We start from the raw sequence: 16,438 nt of genomic DNA, 5'->3' as shown, positions 1-16,438 counted from the left end.
GCGCTCGCCTATCGTCGCCGCGCCCCCCGCCAGGAAGACCGGACCATGACCGATCGCTTTCGCCTGACCCTTGCCCAGCTGGACGCCACCGTCGGCGACCTGGACGGCAACGCCGCACAGGCACGGCAAGCCTGGGGGCAGGCGCGCGCGGCGGGCGCCAACCTGGTCGCGCTGCCCGAGATGTTCCTGACCGGGTACCAGACCCAGGATCTGGTGCTGAAACCCGCCTTCCTGCGGGATTGCCGCGCGACCATCGAACGCCTCGCCGCAGACTGCGCGAACGGGCCGGCGCTGGCGATCGGCGCCCCCTGGGCCGACGGCGACAAGCTGCACAACGCCTATCTGATCCTGCAGGGTGGCCGCATCATTGCCCATATTTTCAAGCACGAACTGCCCCACAAGCAGCTGTTCGACGAGCTGCGCCTGTTCGATCCGGGTCCGATCAGCGGCCCGTTCGTGGTCGACGGCGTGCGCATCGGCAGTCCGATCTGCGAGGATGCGTGGTGGCCTGCCGTGGCCGAGACGCTGGCCGAGACCGGTGCCGAGATCCTGATCGTGCCGAATGGCAGCCCCTATCACCGCGGCAAGCTGGACCTGCGCATGGGCCACATGGTCGCCCGCGTGATCGAAACCGAGCTGCCGCTGGTCTATGTGAACCTGGTCGGCGGCCAGGACGATCAGGTCTATGACGGCGCCAGCTTCGTGCTGAACCCGGGCGGGCACAAGATCGTGCAGCTGCCGCCGTTCGATCCGGCCATCGTTCACATCGACTTTGTCCGCGGCCCCGACGGGTGGCGGGCCGAGCCGGGCGCGTTGGTGCCGCAGCCTGACGAGTGGGAACAGGATTACCGGGCCATGTGCGTCGGACTGGGCGACTACATGCGCAAGTCCGGGTTCGGCAAGGTGGTTCTGGGCCTGTCGGGCGGGATCGACAGCGCGCTGGTCGCCGCCATCGCCGCCGACACGCTCGGCCCCGAAAACGTCCGCGGCGTGCGCCTGCCCTCGGCCTTTTCCAGCCGGCACTCGCTGGACGACGCGGCCGACCTGGCGGAACGTCTTGGCATCCGCCTGGAGACCATCCCCATCGAAGGCCCCCGCGCCGGGGTGACCGAGGCGCTGGCCGGGATCATGGCAGGGACGGCGCCGGACACGACCGAGGAAAACATCCAGTCCCGCCTGCGCGGCCTGCTGCTGATGGCGATATCGAACAAGTTCGGCGAGCTGCTGCTGTCCACCGGCAACAAGTCCGAGGTCGCCGTGGGATATGCCACGATCTATGGCGACATGGCCGGCGGGTACAATCCGCTGAAGGACCTCTACAAGACCCGCGTGTTCGAGACCTGCCGCTGGAGAAATGCCACCCACCGGCCGTGGATGAAGGCCGCGGCGGGCGAGGTGATCCCCCCCGCGATCATCGACAAGCCACCCTCGGCCGAGCTGCGCCCCGACCAGAAGGACGAGGATTCGCTGCCCCCTTATCCGGTGCTGGACGCCATCCTGACCGGGCTGGTCGAAGCCGACGGATCGGTGGCCGATCTGGTGGCGCAGGGCTTCGAGCGTGCGACAGTCAAGCAGATCGAAAAGCTGCTCTATGCCAGCGAGTGGAAGCGGTATCAGGCGGCCCCCGGCCCGCGCCTGTCCCCCCGCAGCTTCTGGCTGGACCGCCGCTATCCGCTGGTCAACAAGTGGCGCGACGAAGGGGGCCGGCAGGCGGCTGACAGCCTGCCCGAAAGCCGCCCGCCGGACCCGTGACGGGCCGCCAGCCAGGCCAACGCGTTAAGCCCGTCAGGCGCGCAACTCGCGATCAAACCAGAACGGCCTCGCGCTGCTGGGCGCCCACGTCGAACACGCGCTTGTAGTGTTCGATCAGCGCGGCGGGACCGGTCGCCTTCTCGGGATTGTCCGACAGCTTGACGGTGGGCTCGCCATTGGCGGCGACCGCCTTGCAGACCAGGCTGAACGGGTCCAGCCCGTCGCCCGGAACCAGGCCGCGGAAATCGTTGGTCAGCAGGGTGCCCCAGCCGAAGCTGACCTTGACCCGACCCCGGAAGCGCTGGAACAGCATAGCGATCTTTTCGACGTCCAGCCCGTCGGAAAAGATGATCAGCTTTTGGGTCGGATCCTCGCCGCGGCTTTTCCACCAGTCGATGGCGTATTCGGCCACCGCGACCGGATCGCCGGAATCGACGCGGATGCCGGTCCAGCCGGCCAGCCAGTCGGGTGCGTGGTCAAGGAACTGGCGCGATCCATAGGTGTCCGGCAGGATGATCCGCAGGTTGCCCTCGTGTTCCTCGTGCCAGTCGGCCAGCACCCTGTAGGGCGCCTGCCGCAGCTCTTCGTCGCTGTCCGCCAGCGCGGCATAGACCATCGGCAGTTCATGGGCGTTCGTCCCGATCGCCTCGATGTCGCGGCGCATGGCGATCAGGCAGTTGGATGTCCCGGTGAATCGCCCCTGATGGGCGCCCTCGCCCAGCCCCTCGATCATCGCCTGCACGCACCAGTCCTGCCACAGGAAGCTGTGGCGGCGGCGGGTGCCGAAATCGGCGATCCGCAAACCCGGACCCAGCGCGCGCAGGGTTTCGATCTTTTCCCAGACCCGCGTCATCGCCCGGGCGTACAGCACCTGCAGCTCGAACCGACCCATGTCCTTAAGCACCGCCCGCGACCGCAGTTCCATGATGATCGCCAGTGCAGGGATCTCCCACAGCATGACCTCGGGCCAGCGGCCCTCGAAGGTCAGCTCGTACTGCCCGTCCACCTTGTCCAGCTGGTAGGGCGGCAGGCGCAGGTTTTCCAAAAACTCCATGAAGTCGGGGCGGAACATCTGTCGCTTGCCGTAGAAGGTGTTCCCGCGCAGCCAGGTGGACTCGCCCCGGGCCAGGGACAGGCTGCGGACGTGATCCAGCTGCTCGCGCAGCTCGCCCTCGTCGATGAGCTCCGCCAGGCGGATCCGGCGCGACCGGTTGATCAGGCTGAAGGTCACGTTCACATCGGGACGGCGACGGAACACCGTCTGGCACATCAGCAGCTTGTAGAAGTCGTTGTCGATCAGCGACCTGACGATCGGATCGATCTTCCAGTTGTGGTTGTAGACGCGCGTCGCGATATCCAGGGCCGGGACCATCATGCCAGCCGGACCCCGGCCGCGCGCATGTCATCGCGGGCCTGCGCCAGCGAGCCGTCCAGATCGATGGCCCGGGTGGCGTCCTCGATGACGGTGGCGCGAAAGCCCAGCCGGGCCGCGTCCATGGCGGACCATGCCACGCAGAAATCCTGGGCCAGCCCGACGAAGCTGAGCTCGTCCACCGCACGATCCCGCAGATAGCCGGCCAGTCCGGTCGGTGTGACGTGATCGTTCTCGAAAAATGCGGAATAGCTGTCGATGTTCGGCCTGAAGCCCTTACGGATCACCAGATCGGCCACGTCGGTGGCGAGCGCGGGATGGAAACCCGCGCCGGGCGTTCCGATCACGCAGTGAGCGGGCCACAGCACCTGCGGGCCGTAATCCATCTGCACGAGTTCGAACGGCTGGGCGTCGGGGCGGTTTGCGGCGAAGCTGGAATGATCCTGCGGGTGCCAGTCCTGGGTCAGAACCACCACGTCGTGATCCGGCATCAGATCGTTGATCGCGGGCACGATCTCGTCCCCGCCGGCAACGGCCAGCGCCCCGCCCGGGCAGAAATCCACCTGCATGTCGACGACGATCAGTGCACGCATTCCGCCCTCCGTCCGGTAAGGGGGGCAAGGCTAGATAGAGCCCGCGGTTGCGTCAATGCGCCGTCGCCTGTATCGCCGCCGCCATGCTGACCGTCGCCGCGCTGTACAAGTTCGCTCCGTTCCCGGACCCCGGCGCCCTGCGTGATCCGCTGCTGGCTACCTGCGAGACGGCGGGCGTGCGCGGTACGTTGCTGCTGGCGACCGAAGGGATCAACGGCACCATCGCCGGGTCGCGCGCGGGCGTCGATGCGGTGCTGGACCATGTCCGGCGACTGCCCGGATGTGCCGATCTGACGTGGCATGAGAGCCGCGCGGCGGACATGCCGTTCGGCCGGATGAAGGTGCGGATCAAGCGCGAGATCGTCAGCATGGGCGTGCCGCAAGTCGACCCCACCGCCGATGTGGGACATTATGTCGCTGCCGCCGACTGGAACGCGCTGATCGACCGGCCCGACGTGGCGGTGATCGACACGCGCAACGACTACGAGGTGGCGATCGGCACGTTCCGCGGTGCGGTCGATCCGGGCACCCGCAGCTTTCGCGACTTTCCGGCATGGTGGCGCGCCAACGCGCATCGCTTCGGCAACAAGCGCATCGCGATGTTCTGCACCGGCGGGATCCGGTGCGAGAAAACCACCAGCTTCCTGCTGAGCGAGGGCGTGCCGGAGGTCTTCCACCTGCAGGGCGGGATCCTGTCCTATCTGGAACAGGTGCCCGCCGACGACAGCCGCTGGGATGGCGCGTGCTTCGTCTTCGACCAGCGGGTCAGCCTGACCCACGGGATGGTTCCGGGTCACCACGTCCTGTGCCACGCCTGTCGTCGCCCGCTTGCCCCCGAGGACACCCGCCGGGCCGAGTACGAGGCCGGGGTACGCTGCCATCTTTGCGCCGGAGAATATTCAGAGGCGGATCGCGAGAGATTCCGCGAGCGGCAGCGGCAGGTCCTGCGCGGCGAGCTTTTCACCGGCGCAGCCGAGCCGGCGCCGTAGGTTGCGCCCCCGCTGGCCGCGCTCACCGCGAGATGGTCACGCCCCCCAACCCGCCGGCCGCGATGGCGGCCATGTTCAGGATATCGCTGACCGTCGAATTCGTGCTGCACAGCTGGATCGGCCTGGGCACCCCGATCAGGATCGGCCCGATCACGGTCGCGCCGGCCATTTCCTGCATCAGCTTGACCGAGATGCTGGCCGAATGCCGGGCCGGCACGACCAGCACGTTGGCCGGCGCGGACAGGCGCGAAAACGGGTATTTCGCCGCCTGTTCGGCGTTCAGCGCCACGTCGACGGTCATCTCGCCCTCGTATTCGAAGTCGACGCCGCGCCGGTCCAGAACCTTGGGCGCCTCGGCCATCTTGATCGCCCGCTCGCTCACCGGATAGCCGAAGTTCGAGAAGGACAGGAACGCGACGCGCGGCTCCAGCCCCAGTCCGCGGGCGACATAGGCGCCGCGTTCGGCGATGTCGGCCAGGTCCTCGGCTTCGGGCCATTCATGGACCAGCGTGTCGCCGATCAGCACCACCCTGCCCCGGTGCAGCACGGCGCTGATCCCCACCACCCCGTCCTGCGGCCGGACGTCGAACACCTGTCCGATCTGGGCCAGGACATGGGCGCTCTTCCGGGTCGCCCCGGTGATCAGACCGTCGCCATGCCCATGCGCCAGCATCAGCGCGGCAAAGACGTGGCGATCCCGGTTGGCCAGCTTGTGGGCATCCTCGCGGTCCACGCCGCGGCGCTGCAGCCGCTTGTAGAGAAAGTCGTGATAGGCCTCGAGATGATCCGTGTTCCCGGCATTCACCACGGTGATCTCGCGGACGGCGTCGGTCAGTCCCGCGGTCTCCAGCTTGTCGCGCACGTCGGTTTCGCGTCCGACCACCAGCGCCTCGCCCATGCCGCCGCGGACCCAGGCGACCGCCGCGCGCAGGACGCGCGGATCGTCGCCCTCGGCAAAGATCATCCGCGCATGGGTCCGGCGCGCCCGGGCGTGGATGCCCTGCAGGATCGCCGCCGTCGGGTCCATCCGCGCCTTCAGCGCCTGCACGTATTCATCCATGTCGATGATCGGCCGGCGGGCCACACCGGTGTCCATGCCGGCCTGCGCCACCGCGGGTGGCACCACGTAGATCAGCCGCGGATCGAACGGCGTCGGGATGATGTAGTCCCGCCCGAATGTCAGCTTGCGGCCATAGGCGATGGCGACCTCGTCGGGCACATCCTCGCGCGCCAGCTGGGCGAGGGCGCGGGCGCAGGCGATCTTCATCTCGTCGTTGATGGCACGGGCGTGGATGTCCAGCGCGCCGCGGAACAGATAGGGAAAGCCCAGAACGTTGTTGACCTGGTTGGGATAGTCCGACCGCCCGGTGGCGATGATCGCGTCGGGGCGGATCGCGTGCGCTTCCTCGGGGGTGATCTCGGGGTCGGGGTTGGCCATGGCGAAGATCACCGGGTTGTCGGCCATGCTCTGGACCATGGCCGGGGTCACCGCGCCCTTGGCGCTGACGCCCAGGAACACGTCCGCGTCCCGCATCGCATCCTCGAGCGTGCGGGCGTCGGTGACCACCGCATGGGCGGATTTCCATTGGTTCATGCCCTCGGTCCGGCCCTGATAGACCACGCCCTTGGTGTCGGCCATGATGCAGTTGTCAGGCCGCGCGCCCATCGCCTTGATCAGTTCCAGGCAGGCGATGCCCGCCGCGCCGGCGCCGTTCAGGACGATCCTGACGTCCTCGATCCGCTTGCCCGACAGTTCCAGCGCGTTGATCAGCCCCGCCGCGCAGATCACCGCGGTGCCGTGCTGGTCGTCATGGAACACCGGAATGTCCATCATCTCCTTCAGCCGGCTCTCGATGATGAAGCATTCCGGCGCCTTGATGTCCTCCAGGTTGATGCCGCCAAAGGTCGGCCCCATCAGGCGCACGGCGTTGATGATCTCGTCCGGGTCCTCGGTATCCAGTTCGATGTCGATGGCGTTCACGTCGGCAAAGCGCTTGAACAGCACCGCCTTGCCCTCCATCACCGGCTTGGACGCCAGCGCCCCCAGGTTGCCGAGCCCGAGGATCGAGGTGCCGTTGGTGATCACCGCGACCAGATTGCCCTTGGTCGTGTAGTCATAGGCGGTTTCCGGGTTGGCGGCGATCGCCTCGACGGGGACTGCGACGCCGGGGGAATAGGCGAGGCTCAGATCCCGCTGCGTCGCCATGGGGGTGGAAGGCACGACGTCGAACTTTCCCGGCCGCGGCTCCAGGTGATAGGCCAGCGCCTCTTCCGCGGTGATGCGCGACCTGCGCGGCCCGGTATTGTCGGTCATCGTCATCTTTCCCCCCGTTCTAGCGCTCTCGCCGCCGTGGCTCAGGGGCGATCTGGTCTGCCCCTCGCCTCGGCCATGTCAGTCGGTCAGCGTCGCCGACACCGTCATCGGCTTGCCGTCGATGCTGTAGTCGGCCGACAGGGCGATCCCCGGCGTCGCCTCGACCAGGGGCGACAGCGACCCCAACGAGATCACCTGGCCGGGTTCCAGCGTGGTGCCCTGGCGGGTCAGGAACAGCACGACGTCGAGCGGATGACCCAGCAGCATGTCGCCCCTGCCTTCGGCGACGCTCTGCCCGTCGGCCCTCAGCTCCACCGTCAGCTCGGCCAGATTTCTGACCGGATCCGACAGGTCCGACAGCGCGATGCCCTGCCCCATCACGCCCCGCCACGGGATCACGCCATAGGCCGCCATGATCGGCCCGGTCGGGGCGACACCTTCGGCCAGCGCCATGTCCGGCAGTTCGATGAAGGGGCGGACATCGGACAATGACCTGGCCACATCCTCGCGGGTCTGGGCGGCGTTGATCGCCTCATCCGCCACGGTGACGACCAGGTCCGCCTCGTAGAACGGCGAACGGCTGCCCTGCAGCGACACCTCAGCCCCGTCCTGCAGGATCATGTCGGCAAACAGCGCGCCTGCCACCGGCGCGGTGACGCCGAACCGTTCCTGCGCCGGCTTGGACGTGAAGCCGACCTTGTAGCCGACCGGCTCGCCCAGTTCCGCCTGCAACGCGGCGCGGTAGGAGTTGTAGGCGCAGGCGGCATCCTGAATGGAGGAGACGGCGGGATCCGGCAGCCGTTCGCCCGCCAGCCAGCCTTCCGCGGCCGCGGCCATCGTTTCGGCCGGCGGGCACTCGGCCAGCGCCGGCGTCGCGGTCAGCAGTGCCAGCACCCCGGCCCACAACAGTCTCATCGCACCCTCCCTGTCGTCCTGTGTGCGTCAAAGGTGACAGCGCGGCCGCGGTCTGTCCATCGCCACCTGCAGGCGGTCGCGTGCGATGCGGGCCGGACGATCGCGCGGTTTGCATCCGCCGGCGCGCAGCCTAGAACGGGCCCGCCGCTGCCATGGGCCCACCGATGACCGACAAACCCACGCCGATGATGGAACAGTATCTCGCGATCCGCGACGCCAACCCCGGCGCGCTGCTGTTCTATCGAATGGGGGATTTCTACGAGATGTTCTTCGACGACGCGGTGGCGGCCGCGACGGCGCTGGACATCGCGCTGACCAAGCGCGGCACGCATCTGGGCGCGCCGATCCCGATGTGCGGGGTGCCGGTCCATGCCGCCGAATCCTACCTGCTGACCCTGATCCGCAAGGGCTTTCGCGTTGCCATCGCCGAACAGATGGAAGACCCCGCCGAAGCGAAGAAGCGCGGGGCGAGATCGGTCGTGGCTCGTGACGTGGTCCGGCTGGTCACCCCCGGCACCCTGACCGAGGAGTCGCTGCTCGAGGCGCGGCGGCACAACTTCCTAGCGGCCTTTGCAACGGTGCGCGACGACAGCGCGCTGGCATGGGTGGACATCTCGACCGGCGCATTGCGGGTGATGCCCTGCCCGCTGGCGCGGCTCGGTCCCGAACTGGCGCGTCACGCCCCGCGCGAATTGCTGGTGGCCGAGGGCATGCGGCTGGACGATCTGGCGCAGGATTCCGGGGTGGCGCTGACCGAACTGCCCGCCGGCAGCTTCGATTCACAGGCCGGGGTGCGGCGGCTCTGTACGCTCTACGGGGTCGAGACGCTGGACGGATATGGCAGCTTCACGCGCGCCGAACTGGCGGCGATGGGGGCGATCGCCGATTATCTGGATCTCACCCAGCGCGGGCGAATGCCGCGGCTTGCGCCACCGGTCCGGGAAAGCGGGTCGGGCGTCATGTCGATCGACGCCGCAACGCGGCGAAACCTGGAGCTGACGCAGGCGCTGTCGGGGGGCCGCGAAGGTTCGCTGCTGGCCGCGATCGACCGGACCGTCACGGCGCCGGGTGCCCGGCTGCTGGAACGGCGGATCAGCGCCCCGAGCCGCGATCTGGGCGACATCCACCGCCGCCAGGCTGCAGTGGCGCATCTGGTCGAGGAAGCCCGGCTGCGCGCCGATCTGCGCGACACGCTGGCGCGGGTCCCCGACATGGATCGCGCCTTGTCGCGGCTGGGCCTGGATCGGGGCGGACCGCGCGACCTGGGGGCGATCCGGGCCGGGCTGGGCGCGGCGGCGCAGATCGCCGTGCTGCTGAACGGTGGCGATGGCCTGCTGGCCGACGCCGCACGGGATCTGACCGGCCATGACGATCTGGTGGATCTGCTCGATGCCGCACTGGTGGCCGAACCGCCCTTGCTGGCCCGCGACGGCGGGTTCGTGGCGGCCGGCCACGATCCCGACCTGGATGCCACCCGCACGCTGCGCGACGAGGGCCGGGGCGTGATCGCCGGCATGCAGGCGGATTATGCCGAACTGGCGGGCGTGCCGGGCCTGAAGATCAAGCACAACAACGTGCTGGGCTATTTTATCGAGACCACGACGACGCACGCCGAAAGGATGCTGCGCCCGCCGCTGTCGGAAAGCTTCATCCACCGGCAGACCACGGCAAACTGCATCCGCTTCACGACCGTGGCGCTGTCCGAGCTGGAAACCCGCATCCTGAACGCCCGGGACCGGGCGCTGGAAATCGAGCGAGAGATCTTCGGGCGGCTGACCCGGGCCGTCCTGGACGCGGCGGCGCTGATCGGTGCCGCGACCCGTGCATTGGCCGAGATCGACGTCGCCGCTGCCTTGGCCGATCTGGCCGCGGCCGAGGGCTGGTCCCGGCCGGTGGTGGAGGACAGCCATGCCTTCGTCGTCGAGGGAGGGCGCCACCCCGTCGTGGAGCGGGCCCTGAAGCGCAAGGGGGAACCGTTCGTCGCCAATGACTGCCCGCTGACGGAAGGGCCGACCCCCGCGATCTGGCTGCTGACCGGGCCGAACATGGCCGGCAAGTCCACGTTCCTGCGTCAGAACGCCCTGATCGCGGTGCTGGCTCAGGCGGGCGCCTTCGTGCCCGCCACCCGGGCCCAGGTCGGGCTGGTCACCCAGCTGTTCAGCCGGGTCGGCGCGGCCGACGATCTGGCCCGCGGCCGATCGACCTTCATGGTGGAAATGGTGGAAACCGCCGCCATCCTGAACCAGGCCGACCCTGGGGCCCTGGTGATCCTGGACGAGATCGGCCGGGGCACCGCGACCTGGGACGGGCTGTCGATCGCCTGGGCGGTGCTGGAACATCTGCACGCCCGGAACCGCTGCCGTGCCCTGTTCGCCACGCATTACCACGAGCTGACGCAACTCGCCGCCAAGCTGGACGGGGTCGACAACGCCACGGTGGCGGTGCGCGAATGGAATGGCGAGGTCATTTTCCTGCACGAGGTGCGAAAGGGCGCCGCCGATCGCAGCTATGGGGTGCAGGTCGCCCGGCTGGCCGGGCTGCCCCCGTCGGTGGTGGACCGCGCCCGGGACATCCTGAATGCGCTGGAGGCCGGGGCACGCGAGGGCGGCGCCCGCCCGGCGGCGCTGATCGACGACCTGCCCCTGTTCCGCGCCGCCCCGACCCCGGCCGCGCCCGGGCCTTCCGCGGTCGAGGCGCGCCTGGGCGGGGTCCGTCCGGACGATCTGAGCCCGCGCGAGGCGCTGGAGCTGGTCTATGAACTCGCCGGACTGGCCGCGTCGGCCGGCAGCTGACCCGGACGGTCAAGCGGCCGGAAGCTGATGCCGTGCAACGCCTCGATCCGGGCCAGGTCGGCGCGCCGCTGGTCGTCGCCGAGCGGCGGCCACCCCTTGGCGGACGAGATCATCCCGCTAATCCTGAGCGCCTCGTAGGTGCGCGGAAGGTCGATCTCGCCGAAGGAACTGCGCCCCGCCCGCGCGGCACCCAGTCACGGACCAGCGCGTCGACCTCGAACGCCCTGCCGCCGTTGAACAGGCGGATCTGGTGCACCATCGATGCCGCGATTCCCATGCTGCTGCTGCGCTGGAGCAGACCATGCGCGAGGATGTCGTCGCAGGCCGGCCCATGATCGCGGCGCTGGTCGTCAGCCGTGCGGATGGCCTGCCCCGGCGCGGTTTCTTCGGTCTCGCGGTCGCGCTGGGCCGCTTTCCAGCCGATCCCCGCGGCCATCGCGCGGCGTGGGCGGCGGAATGTGCCGCGGTGCTCGGGCAGATGCACGGAGAGAGGACGTGGCCTTGGCTGCGGCCGACCACCAGCAGCACGCCTGCAAATCCCAGCGCCAGCATGGCCGTGCGTGCCCAGGACACCCGTTCACGCAGCAGCAGGGCCGACAGCGCATAGGCCACGACCGGGCCGATGAAGAATGCGCCGAAGACGTTTGCGATGCGTTCGGTGCTGAGCGCGGTCATGATCGAGCCGATGCCGCCGACGATGAATGCCGCGCGCAGGATCAGCCGCCAGTCAAGCAGGTCGCGCAGGTTGGAGCGCCTCAACCCCAGTGACCAGGCGAGCAGCAGCGCGGCCAGGGCGAAACGCGACCATGCCACGAACAGCGGCCGCACCCCTGCCTCCGTCAGCAGCTTGCCGGCGGTATCGCCGCAGACGATCGCCGTTGTGGCGAGGGCAACAAGGCCGAGAACCGCCAAGGGCGCAGGGGTGTGCATCCGCAATTTCCTTTAGCTGGATGAGCGTGCCCACTTGTCAGGGCGCGAGCCCGATCAGAGCCCCTGCGCCCCACTGCATCTACAAGCCACCTCCCAACTGAAGATGCGCGGAGGAGACGCGGCGACCCCACGAAGATTCGAGCCATCGGTCCGTCAGGTATCCGGGGCGAGGCAAACAATGAAGCCCACAAGCTTTGCATTACGGACTCCCCGCATCGGCCTTCCGGCAGAGCGAACCTTGCGTCGTTTCCTCATCAGCAATGGCTCCCTCATCCCCGACGAGTTGATAGCTCGAGACGCGGCCAAACTCTCTCTCGGCCGGCTTGGCGTCGACAGAGGCACCATGCGCAAGATCGGCACCGGCGTGACCCACCGCTCGCGCACACTGTCGACTTCGGCTGCGGCCGTGTAGGCTGAAGGATGTAGTGCAGCGCGTGAGGCGAAATGCGCCAGGTCAGTCTGCTTCCGGCAATCCTGGCAGCCCTGCTGGTTGGCGCGGGCCCCAGCGGATCTCACCACGACGACATCCCGGATCCGCCGCCCGTTTCAGTGTCACAGCAGTTGCCGACCGATCTGAACCTCGACGCTGGTTCGGTGACGGTGTCCGGTCTTTCGTCCGGCGGGTTCTTCGCCCACCAGTTCCACGTTGCCTTCTCTGAAACCGTGGCGGGCGCGGCGGTCCTGGCTGGCGGACCCTACGCGTGCGTGGACATCATCCGGAATCCGTTCTGGCCTTTTACCAAGCTGGATCGCAGCTCTGCGGCCGTAGTCGCCTGTACACACTCCTTCGGAAATCGGTTCTGGGGTCTTCGCCCCCGGCCTCCAGCGGCACAGGACGCGCGGCAGCTGATCGATGCCGCCTACCGGGCGGGTGGGATTGATGACCCCGCCAACCTGGCCGACGATCGAGTGTGGCTGTTCCGGGGCGAGCTTGATGAGGTGGTCCCCGCCGCTGTGGCCGACAGCCTGGCCGATCTCTACAGCCTCCTTGGCGTCGACGGAGAAGACCTGCGCGTGGAGCGTGGGGATCCGGATCGCCCCGCCAACCATGGTATGCCGGTGGACAGCTTCTCGGGCGAGAGCCGGTTCGCGCCACCCGACTGTGCCGCGCATGCGCTGCCTTTCGTGATCGAATGCGGGTACGACGCGGCGGAACTGCTGCTGCGCCATCTGTACTCTGAGGACTCCCTGGAGGGGGCGGTTGACCCGCACGCGGCTGGCAGCTTGCGAGCCTTCGATCAGACCGCATTCTTTCATTCCAGCCGAACGGCCGGGCTGAGCAATGTCGGGTACCTATACGTGCCGGACGCGTGCCGATCAGAGGTGTGCCGGCTTCACGTCGCCTTCCATGGTTGTCGTCAGAATGCGGACGCCCAAGGGGAGGACCGGATCCATGACGATTTTGTGCGGGACGCCGGGTACAATCGCTGGGCAGCCGCAAACCGCACCGTCGTCCTCTACCCGCAGGCCACGGCTGCAGCGGGCAACCCGAGGGCGTGCTGGGACTTCTGGGGCTACAGCGGCAACGGATGGCGAACCCGCGAGGGGGTCCAGATGCGTGCTGTCGCTGCTATGATCAAGGCTATGGTCGACGGGTAGTATTTCTCACATCAGCCCGCATCAACCGGCACGCTGCCTCACCATTCCTCCGGAAAAGGCCGGAGCCGGCTTGCGAGTGTCACTTCCAACCCTTGCGTGCCGTCCGGGAGCCGCGACGGTGTCGGGCGCGAGCAGGGTCAGGCGCAAGACGCGAGACATCGTGGATCGCGCACTCCTCTGGCGCTCGCCAGTTCTGCGCCGCTGGCGTGTCCGGCCGACGTGTAATCCTGCCCACGAGAGATCGGTTGCCCCCGGAGGCGGGCCCATGCCGGATTTCGGGGTTTGCTCGGCAGCACGATCGCGGCGCGCGCGGTGTTGGCGACCCGCAGGGGTACGAAGTGCCAACTCAAAAGCGAACTCGGCAAGCAGCGCTGTCGCATGCATGGAGGGTTGTCGACCGGGCCTACGTCGACCGAGGGGAAGGCGCGCATCGCCGAGGCGCAGCGCAAGCGCTGGGCGGCTCGGCGCGCGGATCACGGATCGGGAACATGATGCGGCCGCAGAACCGGCCATAAGCGCGAGACCAATGAACACCGGTAGACGAGAGGACCTTTGACGCTTTGCGGGCGATTAACTGATGGAACTGAAAGTTGGCGCCGCGACAGGCGCGGCCGATCTCCCCAGCGACGACGCCATCATCCGCCTCGTTTCCAGTTGGCGGATGCATCCAACTGCGCCCCAGACGGGGCGACGGTGGCGCGTTGCGCGGTGAGCAGCGGGTCGTCGCTTTCTTTCTCCCGCGCCCGAATCGAAACGCCGCACCTTGTTGTTGCAATCCGGCGGCCGCAGCGACACGCTCAAGGTCAACACGGCGCGTGCCATCCTTCTGCGCTTGCCGGTCTCGCCCAGAACGCCATGGGAGTCGCCCGAATGATCCTGACTGCAGAGGCGGGGCAACTGATCGAGGCACGGGATGTTCCCAGCATGCTGACGCCGATTACATCCGCCCGCAGATTGCCAACCTCACTGACCGTCGCCGCTAAACCGCACATCCGCTCGGCGTGGAGTCATGTCGCCGGCTACCACCCCGCGGCTGTGAATCGCCGATCCGCTCGCGGGAGGGTCGCTCGATGACGCCCGTCTGGAACCCTGATGCCGCACGTATCGACAGCGCGGCGCTCACTCGGCTGATGCGGCGCTCTGGCAGAAGGGACTTCGACGACCTTCGCGAGTTTGCCTTGGCCGACATGGAAGGCTACTGGCGGGACGTGGTCGCGGATCTCGGTCTGCGCTTCCGCCGCCCGTTCCGGCAGGTGATGGACCTGAAGGGCGGCGTTGAATGGGCGCGCTGGTTCGAAGGAGGCGCGCTCAACTTCACCGACACACTGCTCGCGCCCGAGGGGGCAGAGGACGACGCCATCGCGGTGATCGAGATGTCGAAATCCGGTGCCCGCCGCGACATCACCCGCGCCCAGCTTGGTGGCGAGGTGGATGCCGCGATGTCGAGGTTGGCGTCCCTTGGCGTAGGCGCGGGCGACCGGGTGGCGATGCTGCTGCCCAACATCGCAGAGGCCGTGTTCGTGACGGTCGCCACCGCGCGCATGGGCGCCATCATCGTTCCGCTCTATTCCGCGTTCGGGCCGGAGGCGATCGCGACGCGGATCAATGCGGCCGGTGCGAAGGTTCTGGTCAGCTGCGATGGATGGGTCCGCGGCGGCAAGACCATCCGCACAGCCAGCACCCTCGCCGCCGCGGCGGCGGCCTGTCCCGGGCTTGAAACGGTCGCGGTGATTCGCAGCCTTGGCGAGGGCGCAGCGAAAGGGGCGCGCGACTGGGCGAGCGTTGCCGCCGATCGCGTCGTCGAGGCGCCCGCCCTGGATCCGAACACGCCCTGGATGATCATGTTCACCTCGGGGACCACCGGCAAGCCGAAAGGTACGGTCCATATCCACGGCGGCTTTCCGTTCCGGGTGGCGCACGACACCGCCTACCAGTTCGACTTTCGTCCCGGCGACCGCCTGATGTGGTACAGCGACATGGGGTGGATGGTCGGCCCGTGGCAGATCTGTGCGCCGCTGATGCTCGGCGGATCGCTGGTCCTCTACAACGGCGGCCCCACCTCGCCAGACTCGCTCGAACTTCTGCGCGTAGCGAGGGCAACCGACGTGAGCCATTTCGGCACAGCCCCCACCATGCTGCGCGTCATGAGAGCGGCGTCGCCGGAACTGCCGGCGGAGCTTGGCGGCCACTTCCGCACCATCATCACCGCAGGCGAGGTGATCGACGAACCCACCTTCCTGTGGGCGTTCAGCCAGATCGGCCAAGGGCGCACGCCGATCATCAATCTGACCGGCGGCACGGAGGTCTCGGGTGGCATCCTCTCGAACATCGTAGTGCGCCCGATCTATCCCATCGGCTTCAACTCCATTGTCACGGACGTGGCCGCCGCCGCCGTGCACGACGGCAACGAGACCGCGACGGGGGAAGTCGGCGAGCTGGTGCTGCGGCGGCCGATGGTGGGGTTGACGAGAGGGCTGTGGCAGGATCCGGACCGGTTCATCGACAGCTACTGGTCGCAGCGACCGGGTCTCTGGAGCCACGGTGACCTCGTCGTGCGACATGAGAACGGGTTGTGGGAGCTGCGCGGCCGCAGCGATGACGTGCTGAAGATCTCGGGACGCCGCGTCGGCCCGTCGGAGATCGAGGAAGCCGCACTGGCGGACGGCCGCGTGGTCAGCGCCGCGGCGATCGGGGTGCCCGATGCCAAGAGCGGCCAGGCCGTGGTGCTGCTGATCGTCGCGAAACCTGACGTCGTCAACCATGGCGCACTGGCCGATGCGATCCGCGAGCACGTCGGGCGCAAGCTCGGCGCGGGGTTGCGACCGAGCAGGGTGTTCATCGTGACCGATCTGCCGCGCACCCGGAATGGCAAGATCCTGCGCCGCCTCGCGCGGGACGTGGTGCTTGGCCACCCGCTTGGTGACCTCACGACCCTCGAAAACCCGGACTCACTGGAAAGCGTTCGCGCGGCTGCCACCGCCTCGAAACCGCTGCCCTGATCGCGTCGACACAAGACGCACCCATCAACGCGAAAGTAGACCCATGACCGACTGGCATCGCCACTATACCAAGCTGAAGCTCGAGATGCTCGATGGCGGCATCCTGCAGATCACCTTCGACAGGCCCGAGGCGATGAACTCGATCGATCGGGCGACCCATACGGAGATCACCCGGATCTGGCG

The 16,438-nt window shown here is 68.0% G+C and carries 12 protein-coding genes; 6 read left to right on the top strand and 6 right to left on the bottom strand.

The features are described 5' to 3' along the window. Window positions 1–45 precede the first annotated feature (45 nt). A complete protein-coding gene (locus Q0938_RS00055; protein WP_299357868.1) occupies window positions 46–1,752 on the top strand; it encodes an NAD+ synthase in 1,707 nt (568 codons plus the stop codon). A 52-nt stretch (window positions 1,753–1,804) separates the two neighbouring features. Here Q0938_RS00055 and pncB read toward each other — a convergent pair whose 3' ends face one another. Beyond that, complete coding sequence (pncB, locus tag Q0938_RS00050; protein ID WP_299358665.1) at window positions 1,805–3,112, bottom strand: nicotinate phosphoribosyltransferase; 1,308 nt, start codon at window positions 3,110–3,112, stop codon at window positions 1,805–1,807. An 11-nt stretch (window positions 3,113–3,123) separates the two neighbouring features. Next, on the bottom strand, window positions 3,124–3,717 hold the full coding sequence (pncA, locus tag Q0938_RS00045; RefSeq protein ID WP_299357866.1) for a bifunctional nicotinamidase/pyrazinamidase: 594 nt from the start codon (window positions 3,715–3,717) through the stop codon (window positions 3,124–3,126). Window positions 3,718–3,800: 83 nt separating this feature from the next. Between pncA and Q0938_RS00040 the strand changes: the two genes are divergently transcribed. After that, entirely contained in the window at window positions 3,801–4,706 is a 906-nt protein-coding gene (locus Q0938_RS00040) for a rhodanese-related sulfurtransferase (protein ID WP_299357863.1), read from the top strand. 22 nt (window positions 4,707–4,728) lie between these two features. On the opposite strand, the gene Q0938_RS00035 is transcribed toward Q0938_RS00040, so the two are convergent. Both Q0938_RS00035 and Q0938_RS00030 read right to left on the bottom strand, forming a co-directional pair. After that, window positions 4,729–7,020, bottom strand: a complete 2,292-nt coding sequence (locus Q0938_RS00035) for an NADP-dependent malic enzyme (protein ID WP_299357860.1) — start codon at window positions 7,018–7,020, stop codon at window positions 4,729–4,731. A gap of 78 nt (window positions 7,021–7,098) precedes the next feature. Next, window positions 7,099–7,935: a fumarylacetoacetate hydrolase family protein gene (locus Q0938_RS00030; RefSeq protein ID WP_299357857.1), complete on the bottom strand. Its 837-nt coding sequence runs from the start codon at window positions 7,933–7,935 to the stop codon at window positions 7,099–7,101. Window positions 7,936–8,099: 164 nt separating this feature from the next. Between Q0938_RS00030 and mutS the strand changes: the two genes are divergently transcribed. Then, complete coding sequence (mutS, locus tag Q0938_RS00025; RefSeq protein ID WP_299357855.1) at window positions 8,100–10,727, top strand: DNA mismatch repair protein MutS; 2,628 nt, start codon at window positions 8,100–8,102, stop codon at window positions 10,725–10,727. Here mutS and Q0938_RS00020 read toward each other — a convergent pair. Beyond that, entirely contained in the window at window positions 10,688–10,840 is a 153-nt protein-coding gene (locus tag Q0938_RS00020; RefSeq protein ID WP_299357852.1) for a hypothetical protein, read from the bottom strand. The two genes, mutS and Q0938_RS00020, sit on opposite strands and share 40 nt — an antisense overlap. A gap of 4 nt (window positions 10,841–10,844) precedes the next feature. Further along, the gene (locus Q0938_RS00015) at window positions 10,845–11,657 is read right to left on the bottom strand and encodes a DMT family transporter (protein WP_299357849.1); all 813 of its coding nucleotides are present in this window, start codon (window positions 11,655–11,657) and stop codon (window positions 10,845–10,847) included. A 444-nt stretch (window positions 11,658–12,101) separates the two neighbouring features. Here Q0938_RS00015 and Q0938_RS00010 point away from each other — a divergent pair, with 444 nt between their 5' ends. The 3 genes from Q0938_RS00010 to Q0938_RS00005 all read left to right on the top strand — a co-directional run bounded on the left by Q0938_RS00010 (window position 12,102) and on the right by Q0938_RS00005 (window position 16,255). Further along, window positions 12,102–13,256 (top strand): PHB depolymerase family esterase, encoded by a 1,155-nt coding sequence (locus Q0938_RS00010; protein WP_299357846.1) that lies wholly within the window; start codon window positions 12,102–12,104, stop codon window positions 13,254–13,256. Window positions 13,257–13,568: 312 nt separating this feature from the next. After that, window positions 13,569–13,748 (top strand): HGGxSTG domain-containing protein, encoded by a 180-nt coding sequence (locus tag Q0938_RS19340; protein ID WP_366942722.1) that lies wholly within the window; start codon window positions 13,569–13,571, stop codon window positions 13,746–13,748. A gap of 578 nt (window positions 13,749–14,326) precedes the next feature. Continuing rightward, complete coding sequence (locus Q0938_RS00005) at window positions 14,327–16,255, top strand: AMP-binding protein (protein ID WP_299357844.1); 1,929 nt, start codon at window positions 14,327–14,329, stop codon at window positions 16,253–16,255. The last annotated feature ends 183 nt before the right edge of the window (window positions 16,256–16,438 follow it).

This window comes from uncultured Paracoccus sp., assembly GCF_947496875.1.
GTDB lineage: Bacteria > Pseudomonadota > Alphaproteobacteria > Rhodobacterales > Rhodobacteraceae > Paracoccus.
Note: the sequence above shows the minus strand (reverse complement) of the source record. Positions and strands in the feature narration are given on the sequence as shown.

Coding starts and splice junctions, on each gene's coding strand:
- Q0938_RS00055 (WP_299357868.1), top strand. CDS start 46: ATGACCGATCGCTTTCGCCTGACCCTTGCCCAGCTGGACGCCACCGTC.
- pncA (WP_299357866.1), bottom strand. CDS start 3,717: ATGCGTGCACTGATCGTCGTCGACATGCAGGTGGATTTCTGCCCGGGC.
- Q0938_RS00040 (WP_299357863.1), top strand. CDS start 3,801: ATGCTGACCGTCGCCGCGCTGTACAAGTTCGCTCCGTTCCCGGACCCC.
- Q0938_RS00035 (WP_299357860.1), bottom strand. CDS start 7,020: ATGACCGACAATACCGGGCCGCGCAGGTCGCGCATCACCGCGGAAGAG.
- Q0938_RS00030 (WP_299357857.1), bottom strand. CDS start 7,935: ATGAGACTGTTGTGGGCCGGGGTGCTGGCACTGCTGACCGCGACGCCG.
- mutS (WP_299357855.1), top strand. CDS start 8,100: ATGACCGACAAACCCACGCCGATGATGGAACAGTATCTCGCGATCCGC.
- Q0938_RS00020 (WP_299357852.1), bottom strand. CDS start 10,840: ATGATCTCGTCCGCCAAGGGGTGGCCGCCGCTCGGCGACGACCAGCGG.
- Q0938_RS00015 (WP_299357849.1), bottom strand. CDS start 11,657: ATGCACACCCCTGCGCCCTTGGCGGTTCTCGGCCTTGTTGCCCTCGCC.
- Q0938_RS00010 (WP_299357846.1), top strand. CDS start 12,102: ATGCGCCAGGTCAGTCTGCTTCCGGCAATCCTGGCAGCCCTGCTGGTT.
- Q0938_RS00005 (WP_299357844.1), top strand. CDS start 14,327: ATGACGCCCGTCTGGAACCCTGATGCCGCACGTATCGACAGCGCGGCG.